The organism is Streptomyces sp. SAS_272, from assembly GCF_052543235.1.
This window is the reverse complement of sequence record NZ_JBMNDR010000100.1, coordinates 1-15689: the sequence shown is the minus strand read 5'-3', so window position 1 is coordinate 15689 and position 15689 is coordinate 1. Positions and strand designations below refer to the sequence as shown.

At 72.2% G+C, this 15689-nt stretch carries 14 protein-coding genes, 1 pseudogene and 1 riboswitch; of the genes and pseudogenes, 3 read left to right on the top strand and 12 right to left on the bottom strand.

Features of this window, described 5'->3' with window-relative positions; translation table 11 throughout:
• Positions 1-221 precede the first annotated feature (221 nt).
• Positions 222-1451 (bottom strand): MBL fold metallo-hydrolase, encoded by a 1230-nt coding sequence (locus tag ACN6LD_RS36400; RefSeq protein WP_319197461.1) that lies wholly within the window; start codon positions 1449-1451, stop codon positions 222-224.
• A 127-nt stretch (positions 1452-1578) separates the two neighbouring features.
• On the opposite strand from ACN6LD_RS36400, the gene ACN6LD_RS36395 reads away from it, so the two are divergent.
• Together ACN6LD_RS36395 and ACN6LD_RS36390 are read left to right on the top strand one after the other, a co-directional pair.
• Entirely contained in the window at positions 1579-2760 is a 1182-nt protein-coding gene (locus tag ACN6LD_RS36395; protein WP_319197462.1) for a Glu/Leu/Phe/Val dehydrogenase dimerization domain-containing protein, read from the top strand.
• A gap of 42 nt (positions 2761-2802) precedes the next feature.
• Positions 2803-3450 carry a TetR/AcrR family transcriptional regulator gene (locus ACN6LD_RS36390; protein WP_319197464.1) on the top strand — a complete coding sequence of 216 codons (648 nt, stop codon included), beginning with the start codon at positions 2803-2805 and terminating at the stop codon, positions 3448-3450.
• 157 nt (positions 3451-3607) lie between these two features.
• Here ACN6LD_RS36390 and ACN6LD_RS36385 read toward each other — a convergent pair.
• The 6 genes and pseudogenes from ACN6LD_RS36385 to ACN6LD_RS36360 all read right to left on the bottom strand — a co-directional run.
• Positions 3608-3811: pseudogene (locus ACN6LD_RS36385) on the bottom strand (beta-propeller fold lactonase family protein); the annotation flags it as partial.
• A gap of 25 nt (positions 3812-3836) precedes the next feature.
• Positions 3837-4610: an SIMPL domain-containing protein gene (locus ACN6LD_RS36380; protein WP_319194930.1), complete on the bottom strand. Its 774-nt coding sequence runs from the start codon at positions 4608-4610 to the stop codon at positions 3837-3839.
• Between the two features lie 176 nt (positions 4611-4786).
• Complete coding sequence (locus ACN6LD_RS36375) at positions 4787-5572, bottom strand: SGNH/GDSL hydrolase family protein (RefSeq protein ID WP_057583810.1); 786 nt, start codon at positions 5570-5572, stop codon at positions 4787-4789.
• Between the two features lie 126 nt (positions 5573-5698).
• The gene (locus ACN6LD_RS36370) at positions 5699-6403 is read right to left on the bottom strand and encodes a DUF6250 domain-containing protein (protein ID WP_319194929.1); all 705 of its coding nucleotides are present in this window, start codon (positions 6401-6403) and stop codon (positions 5699-5701) included.
• Positions 6404-6757: 354 nt separating this feature from the next.
• On the bottom strand, positions 6758-7717 hold the full coding sequence (locus ACN6LD_RS36365; RefSeq protein WP_319194927.1) for a M23 family metallopeptidase: 960 nt from the start codon (positions 7715-7717) through the stop codon (positions 6758-6760).
• Between the two features lie 4 nt (positions 7718-7721).
• A riboswitch (cyclic di-AMP (ydaO/yuaA leader) is annotated at positions 7722-7879 on the bottom strand.
• Positions 7880-8183: 304 nt separating this feature from the next.
• The gene (locus ACN6LD_RS36360) at positions 8184-10259 is read right to left on the bottom strand and encodes an alpha-galactosidase (RefSeq protein ID WP_445045388.1); all 2076 of its coding nucleotides are present in this window, start codon (positions 10257-10259) and stop codon (positions 8184-8186) included.
• A 225-nt stretch (positions 10260-10484) separates the two neighbouring features.
• On the opposite strand from ACN6LD_RS36360, the gene ACN6LD_RS36355 reads away from it, so the two are divergent.
• Positions 10485-11282 (top strand): tyrosine-protein phosphatase, encoded by a 798-nt coding sequence (locus ACN6LD_RS36355; protein WP_445045387.1) that lies wholly within the window; start codon positions 10485-10487, stop codon positions 11280-11282.
• Positions 11283-11290: 8 nt separating this feature from the next.
• Here ACN6LD_RS36355 and ACN6LD_RS36350 read toward each other — a convergent pair whose 3' ends face one another.
• The 5 genes from ACN6LD_RS36350 to ACN6LD_RS36330 all read right to left on the bottom strand — a co-directional run.
• On the bottom strand, positions 11291-11413 hold the full coding sequence (locus ACN6LD_RS36350) for a DUF6126 family protein (protein WP_057583803.1): 123 nt from the start codon (positions 11411-11413) through the stop codon (positions 11291-11293).
• The gene (locus ACN6LD_RS36345) at positions 11410-12042 is read right to left on the bottom strand and encodes a helix-turn-helix domain-containing protein (RefSeq protein WP_445045386.1); all 633 of its coding nucleotides are present in this window, start codon (positions 12040-12042) and stop codon (positions 11410-11412) included. The genes ACN6LD_RS36350 and ACN6LD_RS36345 overlap by 4 nt, the downstream gene beginning before the upstream one ends.
• 86 nt (positions 12043-12128) lie before the next feature.
• Positions 12129-13514 (bottom strand): aspartate aminotransferase family protein, encoded by a 1386-nt coding sequence (locus ACN6LD_RS36340; protein ID WP_445045385.1) that lies wholly within the window; start codon positions 13512-13514, stop codon positions 12129-12131.
• Positions 13511-15433: a 1-deoxy-D-xylulose-5-phosphate synthase gene (dxs, locus tag ACN6LD_RS36335; protein ID WP_319194917.1), complete on the bottom strand. Its 1923-nt coding sequence runs from the start codon at positions 15431-15433 to the stop codon at positions 13511-13513. Before dxs ends, ACN6LD_RS36340 begins: the two co-directional genes overlap by 4 nt.
• Positions 15434-15463: 30 nt before the next feature.
• Positions 15464-15689 (bottom strand): flavodoxin-dependent (E)-4-hydroxy-3-methylbut-2-enyl-diphosphate synthase (locus ACN6LD_RS36330; protein ID WP_445045384.1); only part of this gene is annotated, 226 nt, incomplete at its 5' end.

The following is a 15689-nucleotide window of genomic DNA, read 5'->3' as shown; positions in this document are numbered from 1 at the left end:
AGTCGGCAACCCATCATGTGCGGTGGGCAGTTGACAAAGTCCCCCAGGGAGCGTCCCGCTCTGGTATGAGGCTTCGCACGACAGAGCGATAGACCCGCGCGTCCCGCGAAGCAGCACGAAGAAATTTCAATCAGACCTGGTCAGAAGCGGTCCAGAAATGACTGCGCGGGGCGGGGGCGATGCGCCCCCGGCCCGCACGGTCGAGCGTCCCGGTATTCCGGTCAGCCCGCCGGAACCGCCTCCGGCGCCTCGCCGTCCTCGGTGGCGCCCGCCTCGATGTCACTCTGGGTATCGGCATTGGCCTTGGGTGCCGGATCGTCCAGCGGCCGCCATCCCCCGGCGGGAGCCATGGCCACACCGCGCCACCACGGCTCTTGCGGAACGGTCTCGGCGGTGGGCTCGAACGGCTCACCCGGGCGGGGCAGGGCGACCCGCGCCCCCGCGGCGCGCCCGGCGGCCAGCGTGCCCTCCCCCGGCTCGGCCCACGCGTGCGTGGCCAGGTTGAAGGTGGCCCAGTGGATCGGCGTCATCACACCGCCGACGCCGCCCTGGAGGTCGAGGTGGGCCCGCATGCCCTCCTCGGGCGTCATGTGGATGTCGGGCCAGAAGTCGGAGTACGCCCCGATCTGGATCATCGTCGCGTCGAACGGGCCGTGCGCGGCGCCGATGTCCCGGAAACCGTCGAAGTAACCGGTGTCCCCGCTGTGGAAGATCCGGTGCTCCGCGCCCGCCACCACCCACGAGGCCCACAGGGTGTGCTGGCTGTTGCGCAGCCCTCGGCCGCAGAAGTGGCGGGCCGGGGTGGCCGTCAGGGTCAGCCCGCCGACCTCGGTCGCCTCGTGCCAGTCCAGCTCGCGCAGCCGCCCCGCGGACACGCCCCAGTGCTCGAGATGGGCGCCCACGCCGAGCGGCACCGCGAACAGGGTGTCCGTGCCGGCCAGCGCCTTGATCGTGGGCAGGTCCAGGTGGTCGTAGTGGTCGTGCGAGATGACGACCACGTCGACCGGGCCGAGCGCGGCCAGCGGAAGCGGCGCCGGGTGCAGGCGCCGCGGTCCCGCGAAGGCGAACGGGGAGCAGCGCTCACCCCAGACGGGATCGAACAGCACCCGCTGCCCGTCGATCTCCGCGAGCACGCTGGAGTGCCCCATCCAGGTCGTCCTGAGGCCGGTGACCGGCGGCTTGGCGAGGTCGGCGAGGGTGGTGGCGTGCACCGGCACGGTGCCTGCGGGAGCCCGCCGGGGGCGCTGCTCCTTGTCGAAGAAGACCTTGGCGAAGTCCAGCATCGAGCCCGAGGGGCGCGTGCGCGCGGGGCCGCCGGGGTTCTTGAAGACGCCGTCCTCGTAGTGGGGCGATCTGCGGATGCGCGCCAGGCGCTCACCGCTCGGATCCGCGCCGAAGGCCTCGGGCTGCAGACCGCGGAGCCCGGAGCTCAGGGGACGGAAACCGGACACGGTACCTCCAGGTGGAGTCGCTGAGGCATTCCATTATGGTCGCCTCGTCCGACAACGCGTCGACAGCCCTCTCACCCCACCCCGATACTGACCCACTGTTCAGTACCGCCCCGGTCTTGGAGTCCGTGTGTCCGACGCCCCCCTGTTGTCCCTGACCTGGACGGACGACGTCACCGGCCGTCGGGGCTTCCTGGTCGTCGACCGTCTCGTGCGCGGCGTGTGCAGCGGCGGACTGCGGATGCGGGAGGGCTGCACCCTGGCGGAGGTGACCGGCCTGGCCCGCGGCATGAGCCTCAAGGAGGCGCTGCACTACGACCCCGACGCGGCGTACGTGCCGCTGGGCGGGGCCAAGGGCGGCATCGACTGCGATCCACGGGATCCGCGGGCGTACGGGATGCTGGTGCGCTATCTGCGGGCGATGCGTCCGTACGTGGAGAGCTGCTGGACCACCGGCGAGGACCTGGGACTGACCCAGGCCCTGGTGGACCGGGCCGCCGCCGAGGCGGGTCTCGTCTCGTCCGTGCAGGCCGTCTATCCGTTGCTGGACGACGCGCACGCGGCCCGCGCGCGCCTGGCGGACGCCTTCGCGGTCGAGGTGGACGGCATCGGCCTCGACGCGCTGGTCGGCGGCTGCGGAGTGGCCGAGTCCGTGCTGACGGCCCTGGACCGGGCCGGCGTGCCGTACGCCGGGACCCGGGTCGCGCTCCAGGGGCTCGGCACCATGGGCGGCGCCACCGCACGCTTCCTCACGCGCGCGGGACTGACGGTCGTGGCCGTCGCCGACGTCAAGGGCACGATCGTCCGTCCCGGTGGGCTCGACGTGGAGGCGCTGCTGGCCGCACGGGACGGCCACGGCACGGTCGACCGGTCCGCGCTGCGCCCCGGCGACCGTGAACTGGCAGGCGACGCCTGGCTGTCGGCGGAGGCCGACGTGCTGGTGCCGGCCGCCGTGTCGTACGCGATCGGCGTGCGGGAGCAGGAGCACATCACCGCACGCTGGATCGCCGAGGCCGCGAACATGCCGGTCCTCCCGGAGGCGGAGGCACTGCTGCACGCACGCGGGGTGAGCGTGCTGCCCGACGTCGTCGTCAACTCCGGGACGAACGCCTGGTGGTGGTGGACGCTCTTCGGCGACGTCGGCGCGGACGCACAGGAGGCCTTCGGCTACACGCGCCGCTCGATGCGCCTCCTGACGGAGCGGGTGCTGGCCCGCGCGGAGGCCGACGGGAAGACCCCGCGGGCGGCCGCGCACGCGCTGGCGAAGGAACGGCTGCGGGCGGTCACGGAGCGGTTCGGCAGCCGCCGATGACGGCGTCTGGGCAGCTCACAGCCCCTGTGTAGGGTGACGGACGTGGTGAGAGTCCGGTTGAGCGTGGCCGAGCGGCGGGAGGAAATGCTGCGGGCGGCCATCGAGCAGATCGAGGCGCGGGGCGTGGCGGCGGTCAGGATCGCCGACGTGGCCGCGTCCCTCGGGGTGAGCAACGCGCTGGTGCTGTACCACTTCTCGACGAAGGAGCGGCTGGTGGCCGACGCGTTCGCTCGCGCGGCCCAGGACGACCTGGCGCATCTGCGCAAGCTCGTCGACCGCCGCACCACGGCGCTGCGCCGACTGCGGTCGGCGGTGCGCTGGTACGCGCCCACCGGCCAGGCCAAGGGCTGGCGACTGTGGATCGAGGGCTGGGCGGTGTCGCTGCGCGAGCCGGCTCTGCGGGAGGTCGCCCGCCATCTCGACCGGGAGTGGAAGGCCGCGCTCTCCGGGGTGATCGCGGAGGGCGTCGCCGCGGGCGAGTTCCGCTGCCCGGACCCGGCCGGCACGGCCCTGCGTCTGACAGCCCTGCTGGACGGACTCGCCGTACAGCTGACGTCCTATGCGGGCGCGGTGCCCCGGGCCCGGGCGCAGGAGTGGGTGGAGGAGGCCCTGACCCGCGAACTCGGTCTGTCTCCCGGCGCCTCCGATCCTTCCGGCGCGGCCGGCGCCTCCGGCACACAGGGATCCTGACCTCCCGGCAGCACGGAGGACGGCCGACAGCGCGCAGGCCGGAAGGCGGGGGCCGGGGCCGGAGAGCGGGGGCCAGGGCCGGGAGCCGGAAGACGGAAGACGGCGGGGCTGAACGCCTCGTCGGAGCCGCACGCCCGTCCGTGCCACGGCCGCAAGCGTTGACGACGTAGGCGTGCCGGCCCGCCGGGTGGAAGGCGAGGTGGCGTGGCCCCGACCCGGGGCGCAGGGCGTGCTCCCGGTGCAGTACGGGCGCGCCGTCCCGCAGCGAGTCCGCGCCGAGGTCCACGCTGACCGCTCACCGGCCGCTCGGGTCGGGCTGGACCCCGGACCGCGAAGGCGGCCAGGACCGCCGACTTCGCGGAGGGGCCGTGCGGCCTGGGCGGTGCTCAGTCCAGCGCGTAGACCGCCGTCACCGTCGCCGTCGCCCGGATCTCGCCGGGTGCCGCGGGCACCGCGGCCATGCCGGCGCCGGGCGTGTCCCCGGCCGAGGGGACGGGGCGCGGCGTCGTGGACGCGTCCTCACTGAGCGAGATCAGCCGGCCCAGGCCGCGGCCGCTGAGGCGGGCGTACTGCTCGGCCTTGGCCCGCGCGTCGGCGTGCGCGGCCTCCCGTGCGCGGGCCTGCAGCGGGGCCGGGTCGGAGACGTCGAAGACCACGAAGCCGATGCGTGCCGCGTCGCCCGCGGCGTCCGTGACCGCCTGAAGGACTGCGCCGGTCCTCGACACCTGGCGCACCTTGACGGTGAAGGACTGGGCGGCCTGGTAGCCCGTCAGCCGGGAGGCGCCGCCCGTGTGGTCGTGGACGGGACGGAGAAAGACGCTCTCGGTGCGGATGTCCCGCTCGGGGACGCCCTCGGCGCGGACCGCGGCGAGCAGCGCGGCGGCCGCGCTGCTCTGCGCGTCCATCGCGGCCTGCGGGGTCTTGGCGGTGGCCTCGACGCCCGCGCCGACGACCGCGAGGTCGGGCTCCGCGCTCGCGCTGCCCTCGCCGGTCACGGTCACGGTGGCGGCGCCGGCCGGTACGGCGCCGGCCCCCACGGCGTCGGCTGCGGCCGCGGGGCGGGCGGGCAGCGCCGCTGCCGTGGGCGCGGTGAGCGCCGGACCGCCGAGGGCGAGCAGGGCGACGAGCGCCGAGGCGACGGACGTACGGGAAAGGCGCATACGGGACCGGTCCTCGAAAGCGTCGGGGCGGACGGTGCGGGTGCGGTCATCCCAGCACCGGCCCCGTTCCCCGCCCCGACGCCACTCCCGTGCGATCACCTCACTGGTGGAGCGGCCCGCCGTACGACGCCGACGGCCGGCCGCTCCCCCGCGTGCCAAGAGTGATCCCGGACCGGCTACGCGACGGCCGCGATGCGCATCCTGATGTCGTCGGGGGAGAGCGCGCCCTTGGCGATCACATGGTCGCCGGAGGACTCCCCGCGCAGCCGGCGCCCGATCCAGGGCACCAGGTACTCGCGGGCCCAGTGCACGTCGTCGCGCCGTACGTCGAGGGCGCCGCGCGGCGGGAGGAGCGGCCAGGGCTGCTCCGGATCGGCCGGCACGTCGAGGCCGAGGACCTGCCCGGCGCGCAGGGCCACCCGTGTGTGCCCCTCCGGGGAGAGATGGAGCCGGTCGCCGTCCCAGGCCCTGCGGTCCTGCACGGACTTCAGGGACCACAGGTCGAGCACGGGACAGCCGTACCGGTCGGCGACGGCGCGGACGTGCCCGTTGAAGGTGGCGATCTTGCCGCGCAGGTGCTTGAGCACGGGGACGCCACGGGTGTCGAAGCCGGTGGTCACCATGACCGTGCCGGCTACGGCGGTCAGGGCCGAGATCGCGCGCTCGAAACGCTCGGCGACCTCGTCCGGGTCGGTGCCGGGACGGAGGATGTCGTTACCGCCCGCGCAGAAGGAGACCAGGTCCGGGGCGAGTTCCACCGCCCGGGCGAGCTGGTCCTCCATGATCTGGTCGAGCAGCTTTCCGCGGACCGCGAGGTTGGCGTAGGCGAAGTCGCCTTCGGGCCGCAGGTCCGCGAGAAGTACCGCGAACCGGTCGGCCCAGCCGACGAACGCCCCGTCGGGGCCGGGGTCGCCGACGCCTTCGGTGAAGCTGTCCCCCACCGCCACGTACGACCCGATCACTGATCTGTTGTCACTCTTCGAATCGTCTGCCACGGCAGATCATGATTCACCTTCCAATGTGACCTACGCGACCGTAGGCAGGGGTTGACGGTCGGTGAGAAAAGCCACTCCTAAAGAGTTTGCCAATCAGGGAATAAGGGACCACACGCGGAAGTCGTTGATGCGGAAGTGGCTCCAGGTGGTACGGAAGGCGAAGTGGCCGCTCGTGTACGGCTCCGGGTCGGTGTGGTCGAAGACCAGCCGCCCGTTGTTCCACCAGCGCACGACCGAGCCGTCGGAGACGATCCGCACGTGGTGCGGCCGGTTCGCGACGAGCAGCGGCTCGGTGTAGTCGTACAGCAGCGGGCGCACTCCCGGCTCGCCCACGTAACGGCGCATCCTGGTCGTGGTGTTGCCGTTGGCGCCGTAGCCGACGTAGTACGTCTTGAGGCGGTCGTACTCGGCGAGGGCGCCGCCGCGCGGGGTGGCGAAGAGGTCGTCCGGGGAGCGGACGTCGACGGCGTTCCAGAAGTTGTTGAGGTCGGAGACGCGGTCGTTGGGCCCGCCCGCGGAGATGGGCGTGGCGACGTACTCGAGGACGTACGGCCCGTCGAGCCGCCGCCTGAACCAGACGGTGGCGCCGGCCGGCACGTCGATCTCGAGGCTCCCGCAGGAGGCGGTGACCGTTCCGCCCTGTTCCCGCTCGACGGCCCACCGGCCGAGCCCGCGGCGGAAGTCGTCGTGGGCGAGGAGCCTGCGGCGCGGCGCGGCACTCGCCGTCGTCGCGGGGGCGAGGGCGGTCAGGGCGGCGGAGGCGGCGAGTGCGCCGAATGCTCTGCGCGTCGTCGTCACGGGATGCGGCTCCTTCGGTCGGACCGGGGCGGCGGGGCGGCCTTCCGCGAGCGGCGGAACCCGGGCCGACGCCTGGCCGGCGTCCCACCGGGTCCGAGGCCGCCGCCGAAAGCGCTTGCCGTCTGACCTGACCACTGTGTCCGCATCGGCGTCGCCTGTCGACGGTGCGACCGGACACGCCACACGACCGCAATCGAACGATCATGAATGAGCGCAGTCGGCGGAGGTCCTCGGAGTCCGCGGGGTCCGCGGGGTCCGCGGCGCACCCACAGCGGACGCGCCGAAGGCCGGCCCCGGATCGTGCGATCGGGGCCGGCCTTCGGCTGCGTGTCAGGCGCGGGGTCGTCGGAGGGGTCAGCCGACCGAGACGCCGTGGGAGCGGAGGTAGGCGAGCGGATCGACGTCCGAGCCGTAGTCCGGCGTGGTGCGGATCTCGAAGTGCAGGTGCGGTCCGGTCACGTTGCCCGTGGCGCCGGAGAGCCCGACCTGCTGGCCCGCGCCGACGGTCTGGCCGGCCGAGACGGAGAGCTGGGACAGGTGGGCGTACTGGGCGTAGTAGCCGTCGTTCAGCTTGATGACGACCTGGTTGCCGTAGGCGCCGCCCCAGCCCGCGGAGACGACGGTGCCCGCGGCGACGGCCTTGAGCGGGGTGCCGGTCGGGACGACGAAGTCGACGCCGGTGTGGTAGCCGCTCGACCACATGCTGCCCGACTGGTGGTACGGCGTGCCTACGGTGGCGCCGGACACCGGCAGGGTGAAGCCGCCCGCGTTGCTCTCGGCGGCCTGGGTGGTCGTCTTCGCGGAGGCCGCGGAGGACGAGGACTTGGACGCCTGCGAGGACTTCGAGGACTTCGAGGACTTCGGCGAAGAGTCCGCCGAGGACGAGGAAGAGGTCGAACCGGACGACTTGGCGGTGCCGGCCGCGGCCCTCTTGCCGATCGACAGCTCGAGGCCGGGGTGGATCAGCGAGGGGTCGGCGCCGACGGCCTCGCGGTTGTCCTGGTACAGCCTCTTCCAGCCGCCGCTGACGTGCTGTTCGGTCGCGATCTTCGAGAGATAGTCGCCGGACCGCACGGTGTAGGTCGTGGCGGCGGCGGTCTTCCGGGTCACCGGAGCGGCCTGCACGGCCTTCTGGGAAACCGTCTGCGCGACGGCCTGGGAGACGGCCTGGGACGCCGACTCCCCCGTGGCCGCATGGGCGCCGGAAGCCGCCATGAGCGGAAGCGCGAGCGCGGCCCCGCCGGTTCCGGCGGCGGCTATGGAACGGGTGAAACGCTGGGCCTTGGGACGGCGATGCTTACCCTTCGCGGGCATGACGAATTCCTCTCCGGCGCCTGCGAGGTGAGCTGTCGGGTGCGGACTGGAGATGTCCGGCCACGTCGGGACGCGGCTTTACCCCGAGCCTGTTCCGGGACCGGAACAGGCGGTAGTGCCTGTGGGTCCCCCGCTCCTGCCGTGCACGGGTGAGTGTGCGGATTCCGGGCGGCGGCAGGATTAGGCGTCCGTCCGGATTGGTGTGGAACGTAAGCGACCAGGACGCACAGGGACAAGCAGAGGTTGCACTGACATGGCATTTCTCTTGATCCGCCACGACAATTACCGGTCACGCTCCGTGAATCAGAACGGCCCTATCCGGTCAAGCACCCCGGAAAACCACACGAATTACGTGAACATGACGGGCGACGTACGGTCACGGATATGACGCTGCTCACGTGACGCTTCTCCAGCTTTCTTCATGACAGAGCGAGTTGGAACGAAGAATCCAATTCGGACAGAAACCTCAGATGCGACGCAGCCGGATAACCGTCGCATCGAGGTCGCCCCGCAATCCGGTACGCATCCCGTGATGCAGAAGCACCGCACCTCGGTGGATTTCTCCTGATTCACGGCATTCATACGATGCCGTGGGGTCGAGCCCGCGCAGCCGCAGCGCCGGAACGGGCTCGCCGAACCGCTGCGCCTGGAGCCAGGCGAGGACGACGGTCTCGTCCCCGAGCACGTACTGGACGGCGCTCAGGCCGCCCGTCGGGGGACGCAGCCGATACAGGTCGCCCTGCTGCACGACATGCCGGACGTCCTTGTAGAGGCCCACCCAGCGGCGCGCCTCGGCGAGCTCCTCCTCGCTCCACTCGGCGAGGTCGCCGCCGACGCCGAGCACCCCCGCCATGGCGCTGACGAACCGGAAGCGCAGCGAGCTGACCCGCCCGTTGAGCTGCGTGTTGGGGCTGTCGGTGACCCACGCGGCCATGACCCGGGCGGGGTGGATCTGACTGAAGCCGTGCTGGATGTCGAGCCGGTCCAGCGGGTCCGTGTTGTCGGACGTCCACACCTGGTCGGTGCGGCTCATGATCCCCAGGTCGACGCGCCCGCCGCCGCCCGAGCAGGACTCGAAGGCGACGCCCGGGTGGGCCGCCCGCAGCCGGTCCAGCAGGTTGTACAGGGCCCGTACGTGGTCGACCCACAGGCGTTGCGGATAGGGGTCGTCCGGCCAGCCGGCGTCGGTGAAGCAGCGGTTGAAGTCCCACTTGACGTAGTCGATCGGCGCGCTGGACAGGAGTCCGTCGAGCTGTTCCCAGAGGTACTCCTGGACGTCCTCGCGCGCGAGGTTCAGCATGAGCTGATTGCGGAACTCCGTCCGCTTTCGTCCTGGTTGGAACTGCACCCAGTCCGGGTGCGCACGGTAGAGGTCGCTGTCCGGGTTGACCATCTCGGGCTCGACCCAGATGCCGAACTGCATGCCGAGGGCGCGCACGTAGTCGGCGAGGGGCTTCAGCCCGTTCGGGAAGCGGTCCGGGTTGGGCTGCCAGTCGCCGAGCCCGGCGTGGTCGCCGGTGCGGGCCCCGAACCAGCCGTCGTCCACCACGAAGAGCTCGACGCCGATCGACGCGGCGCGCCTGGCGAGGGTCGCCTGCTGCTCCTCGGAGATGTCGAAGTAGGTGGCCTCCCAGGAGTTGAACAGCACCGGCCGGTCCTGCCCGGCGTCCGGGACGACGTGGGCCCGCTGGTAGGCGTGCCAGGCGCGGCTCGCCCCGCCGAAGCCGGCGTCGCTCCACAGGCCGGCGAAGACCGGCGTGGTGAAGGACTCGCCGGCAGCGAGGCGCAGCAGGCCCGAGTCGTCGTACCCGGCTCCGCCGGTGATCTGCACGCGCGCGTCGGGGAGCTGGGCGACGGCGATCCGCCAGGAGCCCGACCAGCCGAGGGCACAGCCGTAGACCTCGCCGCGCTCCTCGGTGGCGTCGGTGTCCAGGGCGACCCAGGGCAGGTGCTGGTGCCCGGTGTGTCCGCGCCGGCTGCCGATGACCGTCTCGCCGTGGCCGAGCGGGGTGCGCGCGAGCCGCGACTCGGCGGCCCAGCGGCCGTGCAGCTGCGACAGCCGCCAGTCGTCCCGCTCGGGCAGGGTCCAGGTGGCCGAGTCCGCGCGGAGCAGTTCCAGCGGCTGCTCGCCCTCGTTGCGCAGGGTCGTCCACCGCTCCACGACGTCGCCGCGCATCCGGTAGTGCAGGGTGATCGCGAGCCCGGCGTCCCGGAAGCGCAGTCGCAGTTCGTCGCCGTCCCGCTCGTGCGTCTCGAAGGTCCACTCGGTGCCGCGGCGTTCGTCGGTGCGCACCGACAGGGCGGGCCGGACGAAGCGCGGGCCGCCCTCGACCGGATACTCCTCGCGGCCGTCGAGCGGGGACTCGAAGGACGCCCCGCGCTCCGACCAGGGAAGGGCGGCCAGGGCCTCGGCGTCGGCGAGCGAGATGCGCGGGCCCCAGTGCAGGTGGACCAGCTCGTCGGCCTCGGTGAGGTGGAGTGCATAACTGCCCGTGGGCCCGGAAAGGACCCAGGTGCGGCCGGCGTCGGCGATCTCGGGCATCAAAAACTCCCACTGATTCGAACAGGTGCGATCAAGCGTCAACATCATCGAACGCGGTCGGCCCCTCGGGCAACTTCCGGCCGACGATGGCCCCACCTGGGCGGACGGGTCGACCGGCCGGTCCGAGGACGACGTCTTGCCCCGAGGGCCCGTGTCGTATGGTCGAGGAGGTCCTGTCGGCCACCACGAGCCGCGCCGACGCGGACCGACTGGGAGGGAGCCCCCGTGACGCAGCAGATCCCGTCGACCGAGCCCGAGCTGGCCGGTGTGCGCAACTTCCGGGACGTGGGGGGTCTGCCGACCGTCGACGGCCGGCGCGTGCGCCACGGCGTGCTGTACCGCAGCGGCCACCTCGCGCACGCGACCGACGAGGACGCGGCGTTCCTCGCCGGCCTGGGCCTGCACACCGTCTTCGACTTCCGCAACGCCGCGGACCAGAGGCTGGAGGGCCCGGACGTCGAGCTGCCGGGCGTGCGCAACGTGAACCTGCCTCTGTCGGACCCGGCGGACGGCGCCGAGTTCTGGAAGATGGTGCGGGACGGCGAGATCGACCAGCTGCGCGGCATCCTCGGCGACGGCAAGGCGGCCGGCCGGATGATCGCCTCCTACCGCAGGATCGTCACGGAGCGCACGGCGGAGCACTCGCGGGTGCTGCACGCGCTCGCCGAGGACAGCGTGCCGGCGCTGATGCACTGCGCGGCGGGCAAGGACCGGGCGGGCCTGTCCGTCGCGGTGACGCTGCTCGCCGTGGGCGTGGAGCGCGAGGCGATCCTCGGCGACTACCTGGAGTCCAACGCCAAGCACCGCCGCTACAAGGTGCGCCGCAGCGCCACCTCCGCCGCGGCCTACTCCCCCGAGGTCATGGAGCTGCTCGGCCCGCTCTTCGACGCCCGCGCGGAGTACCTCGAGGCGGCCTTCGAGACCGTGGAGCAGACCTGGGGCGGCGTCGACGCGTACCTGGAACAGGGCCTCGGCCTGGCCCCCGAGACCCGCGCCCGGCTGCGCGAACGCCTCCTGGACTGACGGCCGCCCTACTGCTTGGCGCCCACCTCGAACAGCAGCCAGAGGAATCCCGCGAAGAGGTGTCCGACGGCGATGTAGATGATCAGCCGGATCCAGAGGGTACGGGGGAACTTCTCCTCGATGTCGCTCATGACGTCACTCCGGTCTCCGACGGGTTCGGGCCCAGGCACAGCGTGGCCGTGGGGCTCTGCAGCAAGGTGTGGACGAACAGGAGCTCGACCCCGTCGGCGTCCTGCGCGGCGATCCGGTGCGGGGTGAGCGAGTCGAAGTGCGCGCTGTCGCCGGGCCCGAGCAGGTCCGTGGCGTCCGCGAGGCGCAGCCGCAGCCTGCCGCGCAGCACATGCAGCCATTCCTCGCCGGGGTGCACCCGCACGATGTCGCCCTGCGCCCCGTACGGGACGTGGACCCGCAGGGCCTGCATCGCCCGCCCGGAGGCGCCGGTCTGCCAGTACGTCCAGCCGCCCGCCCGGGTCGGCTCCATGGCGGCGGCGCGCACCACGGCGTCCCGGTCGGCGGCCGTCTCGCCGAGCACATCCGAGACCGTCGTACCGTAGACGCGGGCGAGGGCGAGCAGCATCGGCAGCGAGGGCTGGCGCTGCCCGGTCTCCAGCCGGGAGAGATGGGCGGGCGACAGCCCGGCCGCCCGGGCGGCGGTCTCGAGGGTGAGGGTTGCCCGGCGGCGCAGGTCGCGCAGCCGGGGGGCGACGACGGAGAGCGCCTCGGCCTGTTCCGCCGGGCGCTCGGACTCGGTTGGGCTCATGCCGCCATTGGACGCCGATTTTGCCTCTGCGGCAAATTTCTTGCCTCAGAGGCAAAACGCCCGGTGATCCGGCAGCCCGTGCGGCGTCAGCGGTTGGCGACCGCCTGCTTGACCAGGGTCTTGCTGAAGTCCCACATCAGTCCGCCCCCGCTGTGCGCGTCGTCCATCACCGCGGTGAAGGCGTCGACGAACCGGTCCACCTCCCGCTCCCCCACGATCAACGGCGGGATCAGCTTGATCACCTCCAGATGGTCGCCGGAGACCTGGGTGAGGATCCGGTGGCGTTGCAGCAGCGGCACGACCACCATCTGCGCGAAGAGTCCCTTGCGCGCCGCCTGGAGCATCGTCCAGCGACCGCGCAGCTTCAGCGATCTGGGCTTTCCGAACTCGATGCCGATCATCAGACCCCGGCCGCGGACGTCGGCCAGCAGCTCGTACTCGTCGACGAGTGCCGCCAGCCGGGCTCGGAGCAGGTCGCCGGTGGCCCGGGCGTTGGCCACGATCTGCTCGTTCTCCATGACGGACAGCACGGCGAGCCCGGCCGCCATGGCCTGCGCGTTGGAGCCGAAGCTCGCCGAGTGCACCAGCACCCGGTCCATCGAGGAGTAGACCTTCTTGAAGATCCAGTCCTTGCCGAGGGTGGCCCCGACCGGCACATAGCCCCCGGACAGCGCCTTGGCCACGCACACGAGGTCCGGCTCGACCCCCTCCTCGTGCTGGTAGGCGTAGAAGTCGCCGGTCCGCCCGAGGCCCGTCTGCACCTCGTCCGCGATGAGCAGCGCCTTGTGGCGGTGCAGCAGCTCCTGTGCGGCGCGCAGGTAGCCCGGCGGCGCCTCGTGCACGCCCTTGCCCTGGATCGGCTCGACGATCAGGGCGGCGACGTCGCCCTTCTTCACCTCGCGGGCCAGCGCGTCGAGATCGCCGAGAGGCACCGCCGTGTCGGGCAGCAGCGGGGAGAAGCCGTCCCGGAAGCCCGACTCGCCGTTCACCGACAGCGAGCCCGTGGTGAGGCCGTGGAAGGCGTGGTCGCAGTACAGGATCCTGGGCCGGCCGGTGGCGTAGCGGGCGAACTTCAGCGCCGTCTCCACCGCTTCGGTGCCGCTGTTGCCGAAGAACGCCCGGTCCAGGTGGGGGCTGTGCGCGAGCAGCTTCTCGGCCAGCAGCCCGGGCAGCGGCTGGCAGTCGAAGCGGGTGAGGTCGGCGAGCCCCGCGTCGAGGACGTCGTGCAGCGCCTTGCGGACGACGGGGTGATGACGGCCGAGGCCCATCACCCCGAACCCGGCGAGCATGTCCAGGTGGTCGTGGCCCTCGGCGTCCCAGAAGTAGGCGCCCTCGGCCCGCTCGTAGACCTTGTCGAAGCCGATGGTGTGCAGCATGCGCGGCAGCTGGTGATTGAGATACCTGGCGTGCAGCTCGTAGCGCTCGGCTCCGCGCTCGGCCAGCAGCGCGCCGAGGTCGAACTCCGTGGTCATTCAGCCTTCTCCTTGAGTGGGCCGGCGAGCGGACCGTCGGCGGACGCAACGCCCCGCACGGCCAGGCTCGCGCTGATCCGGCCGGCGATCTCGACGGGCGTCAGACCGACGTCGGCGAGCACCTCCCCGCGCTTGGCGTGCGCGAGGAACTGCTCCGGGATGCCGAACCGCCGGACGGGCACGTCGACTTCGGCGTCGCCGAGGGCCAGCGCCACCGCCGAGCCGACGCCCGCCGCCCGGCTGTTGTCCTCGACGACCGCCACCAGCCGGTGCTCGGCGGCGAGGCCGGGCAGGGCCGGATCGACGGGTTTGACCCACCGGGGGTCGACGACCGTGCAGGCGACGCCCCGCGCCTGCAGCAGTTCGGCGGCCCGCAGGCACACCGACGCCATCACGCCGACGGCCACCAGCAGCACCTCGGGCCGTTCGGCGCGGTGCAGGACGTCCATGCCGCCCACCGTGCCGACGGCCGGGACGTCCGGTCCGACCGACTCCTTGGGGAAGCGGACCACCGTCGGCGCGTCGTCCACCGCGACGGCCTCCCGCAGCTGGGCGCGGAGCTGGCCGGCATCGCGCGGGGCGGCGATCCTGAGCCCGGGCACCACCTGGAGCGCGGACATGTCCCACATCCCGTTGTGGGACGCCCCGTCGACGCCGGTGACCCCGGCCCGGTCCAGGACGAACGTCACCCCGCAGCGGTGCAGCGCCACGTCCATCAGCAGCTGGTCGAAGGCGCGGTTCAGGAAGGTGGCGTAGACGGCCACGACGGGGTGCAGGCCGCCGGTCGCCAGGCCGGCCGCGCTCACCGCCGCGTGCTGCTCGGCTATGCCGACGTCCCACACGCGGTCCGGGAAGCGTTCGGCGAACCTGCCGAGCCCCACGGGGTGCAGCATCGCCGCGGTGATCGCCACGACGTCGTCGCGTTCCTCGCCGATCGCCACGATCTCGTCGCCGAAGACCGACGTCCAGGAAGGACCGCCGGCGGGCGCGAGCGGGACGCAGGTGAGCGGGTCCATCGCGCCCACGGTGTGGAAGTGGTCCTCCTCATGGGCGAGGGCGGGTTCGTACCCGCGGCCCTTCTCGGTCAGGCAGTGCACCAGCACCGGCCCGTGGAAGCGCTTCGCCCGCCGCAGCGCGGACTCGACGGCTGCGACGTCGTGACCGTCGATCGGACCGACGTACTTCAGACCGAGGTCCTCGAACATGCCCTGCGGGGCGAAGGCGTCCTTGAAGCCCTTCTTCGCGCCGTGCAGGGACTCGTAGAGGGTGTGCCCGATCAGCGGTGTGCGCAGCAGGACGTCCTTCCCCCAGGCCAGCACCCGCTCGTAGCCGTCGGTCGTGCGCAGCGTCGCCAGGTGGTTGGCGAGGCCGCCGATGGTGGGCGCGTACGACCGCTCGTTGTCGTTGACGACGATGATCAGCGGCCGGCTCCTGGCGGCCGCGATGTTGTTCAGCGCCTCCCAGGCCATGCCGCCGGTGAGCGCGCCGTCGCCGATGACCGCGACCACATGGCCCTTGCCGCCCTGCACCTGACGCGCCTTGGCGAGCCCGTCGGCCCAGCCCAGCGCGGTGGAGGCGTGGCTGTTCTCGATGACGTCGTGCTCGGACTCCTCGCGCGAGGGATAGCCGGACAGGCCGCCCTTCCCGCGCAGCTTGGAGAAGTCCTGACGCCCGGTCAGAAGCTTGTGCACATAGCTCTGGTGGCCGGTGTCCCACAGGATGCGGTCGTCCGGCGACTCGAACACCCGGTGCAGCGCGAGGGTCAGTTCCACCACGCCCAGGTTGGGCCCCAGATGTCCACCGGTCCTGGCGACCGCATGGATCAGGAACTCTCTTATCTCATCGGACAGTTCACCGAGTTCCGCCTCGGAAAGCGCCTTCAGGTCGCGTGGTTGCCGGATGGTCTCCAGGATCGTCACGTCGGGCCCCCTCTCGGTCCGTGCCTTGCCTCAACTCACCGTCACTGCCGGTTTCCCCGTGACCACGGGGACCCCGGAGGCGGCCCCGTCCTGCTCCAACTGCTCGGCGATCCTCATCGCCTCCTCGATGAGGGTCTCCACGATCTTCGACTCGGGAACGGTCTTGACGACCTCGCCCTTCACGAAGATCTGGCCCTTGCCGTTGCCGGAGGCGACGCCGAGGTCGGCCTCGCGGGCCTCGCCGGGGCCGTTGACG

Coding starts and splice junctions, on each gene's coding strand:
- ACN6LD_RS36340 (WP_445045385.1), bottom strand. CDS start 13,514: ATGACCACGGAGTTCGACCTCGGCGCGCTGCTGGCCGAGCGCGGAGCC.
- ACN6LD_RS36360 (WP_445045388.1), bottom strand. CDS start 10,259: ATGCCCGAGATCGCCGACGCCGGCCGCACCTGGGTCCTTTCCGGGCCC.
- ACN6LD_RS36365 (WP_319194927.1), bottom strand. CDS start 7,717: ATGCCCGCGAAGGGTAAGCATCGCCGTCCCAAGGCCCAGCGTTTCACC.
- ACN6LD_RS36350 (WP_057583803.1), bottom strand. CDS start 11,413: ATGAGCGACATCGAGGAGAAGTTCCCCCGTACCCTCTGGATCCGGCTG.
- ACN6LD_RS36380 (WP_319194930.1), bottom strand. CDS start 4,610: ATGCGCCTTTCCCGTACGTCCGTCGCCTCGGCGCTCGTCGCCCTGCTC.
- ACN6LD_RS36345 (WP_445045386.1), bottom strand. CDS start 12,042: ATGAGCCCAACCGAGTCCGAGCGCCCGGCGGAACAGGCCGAGGCGCTC.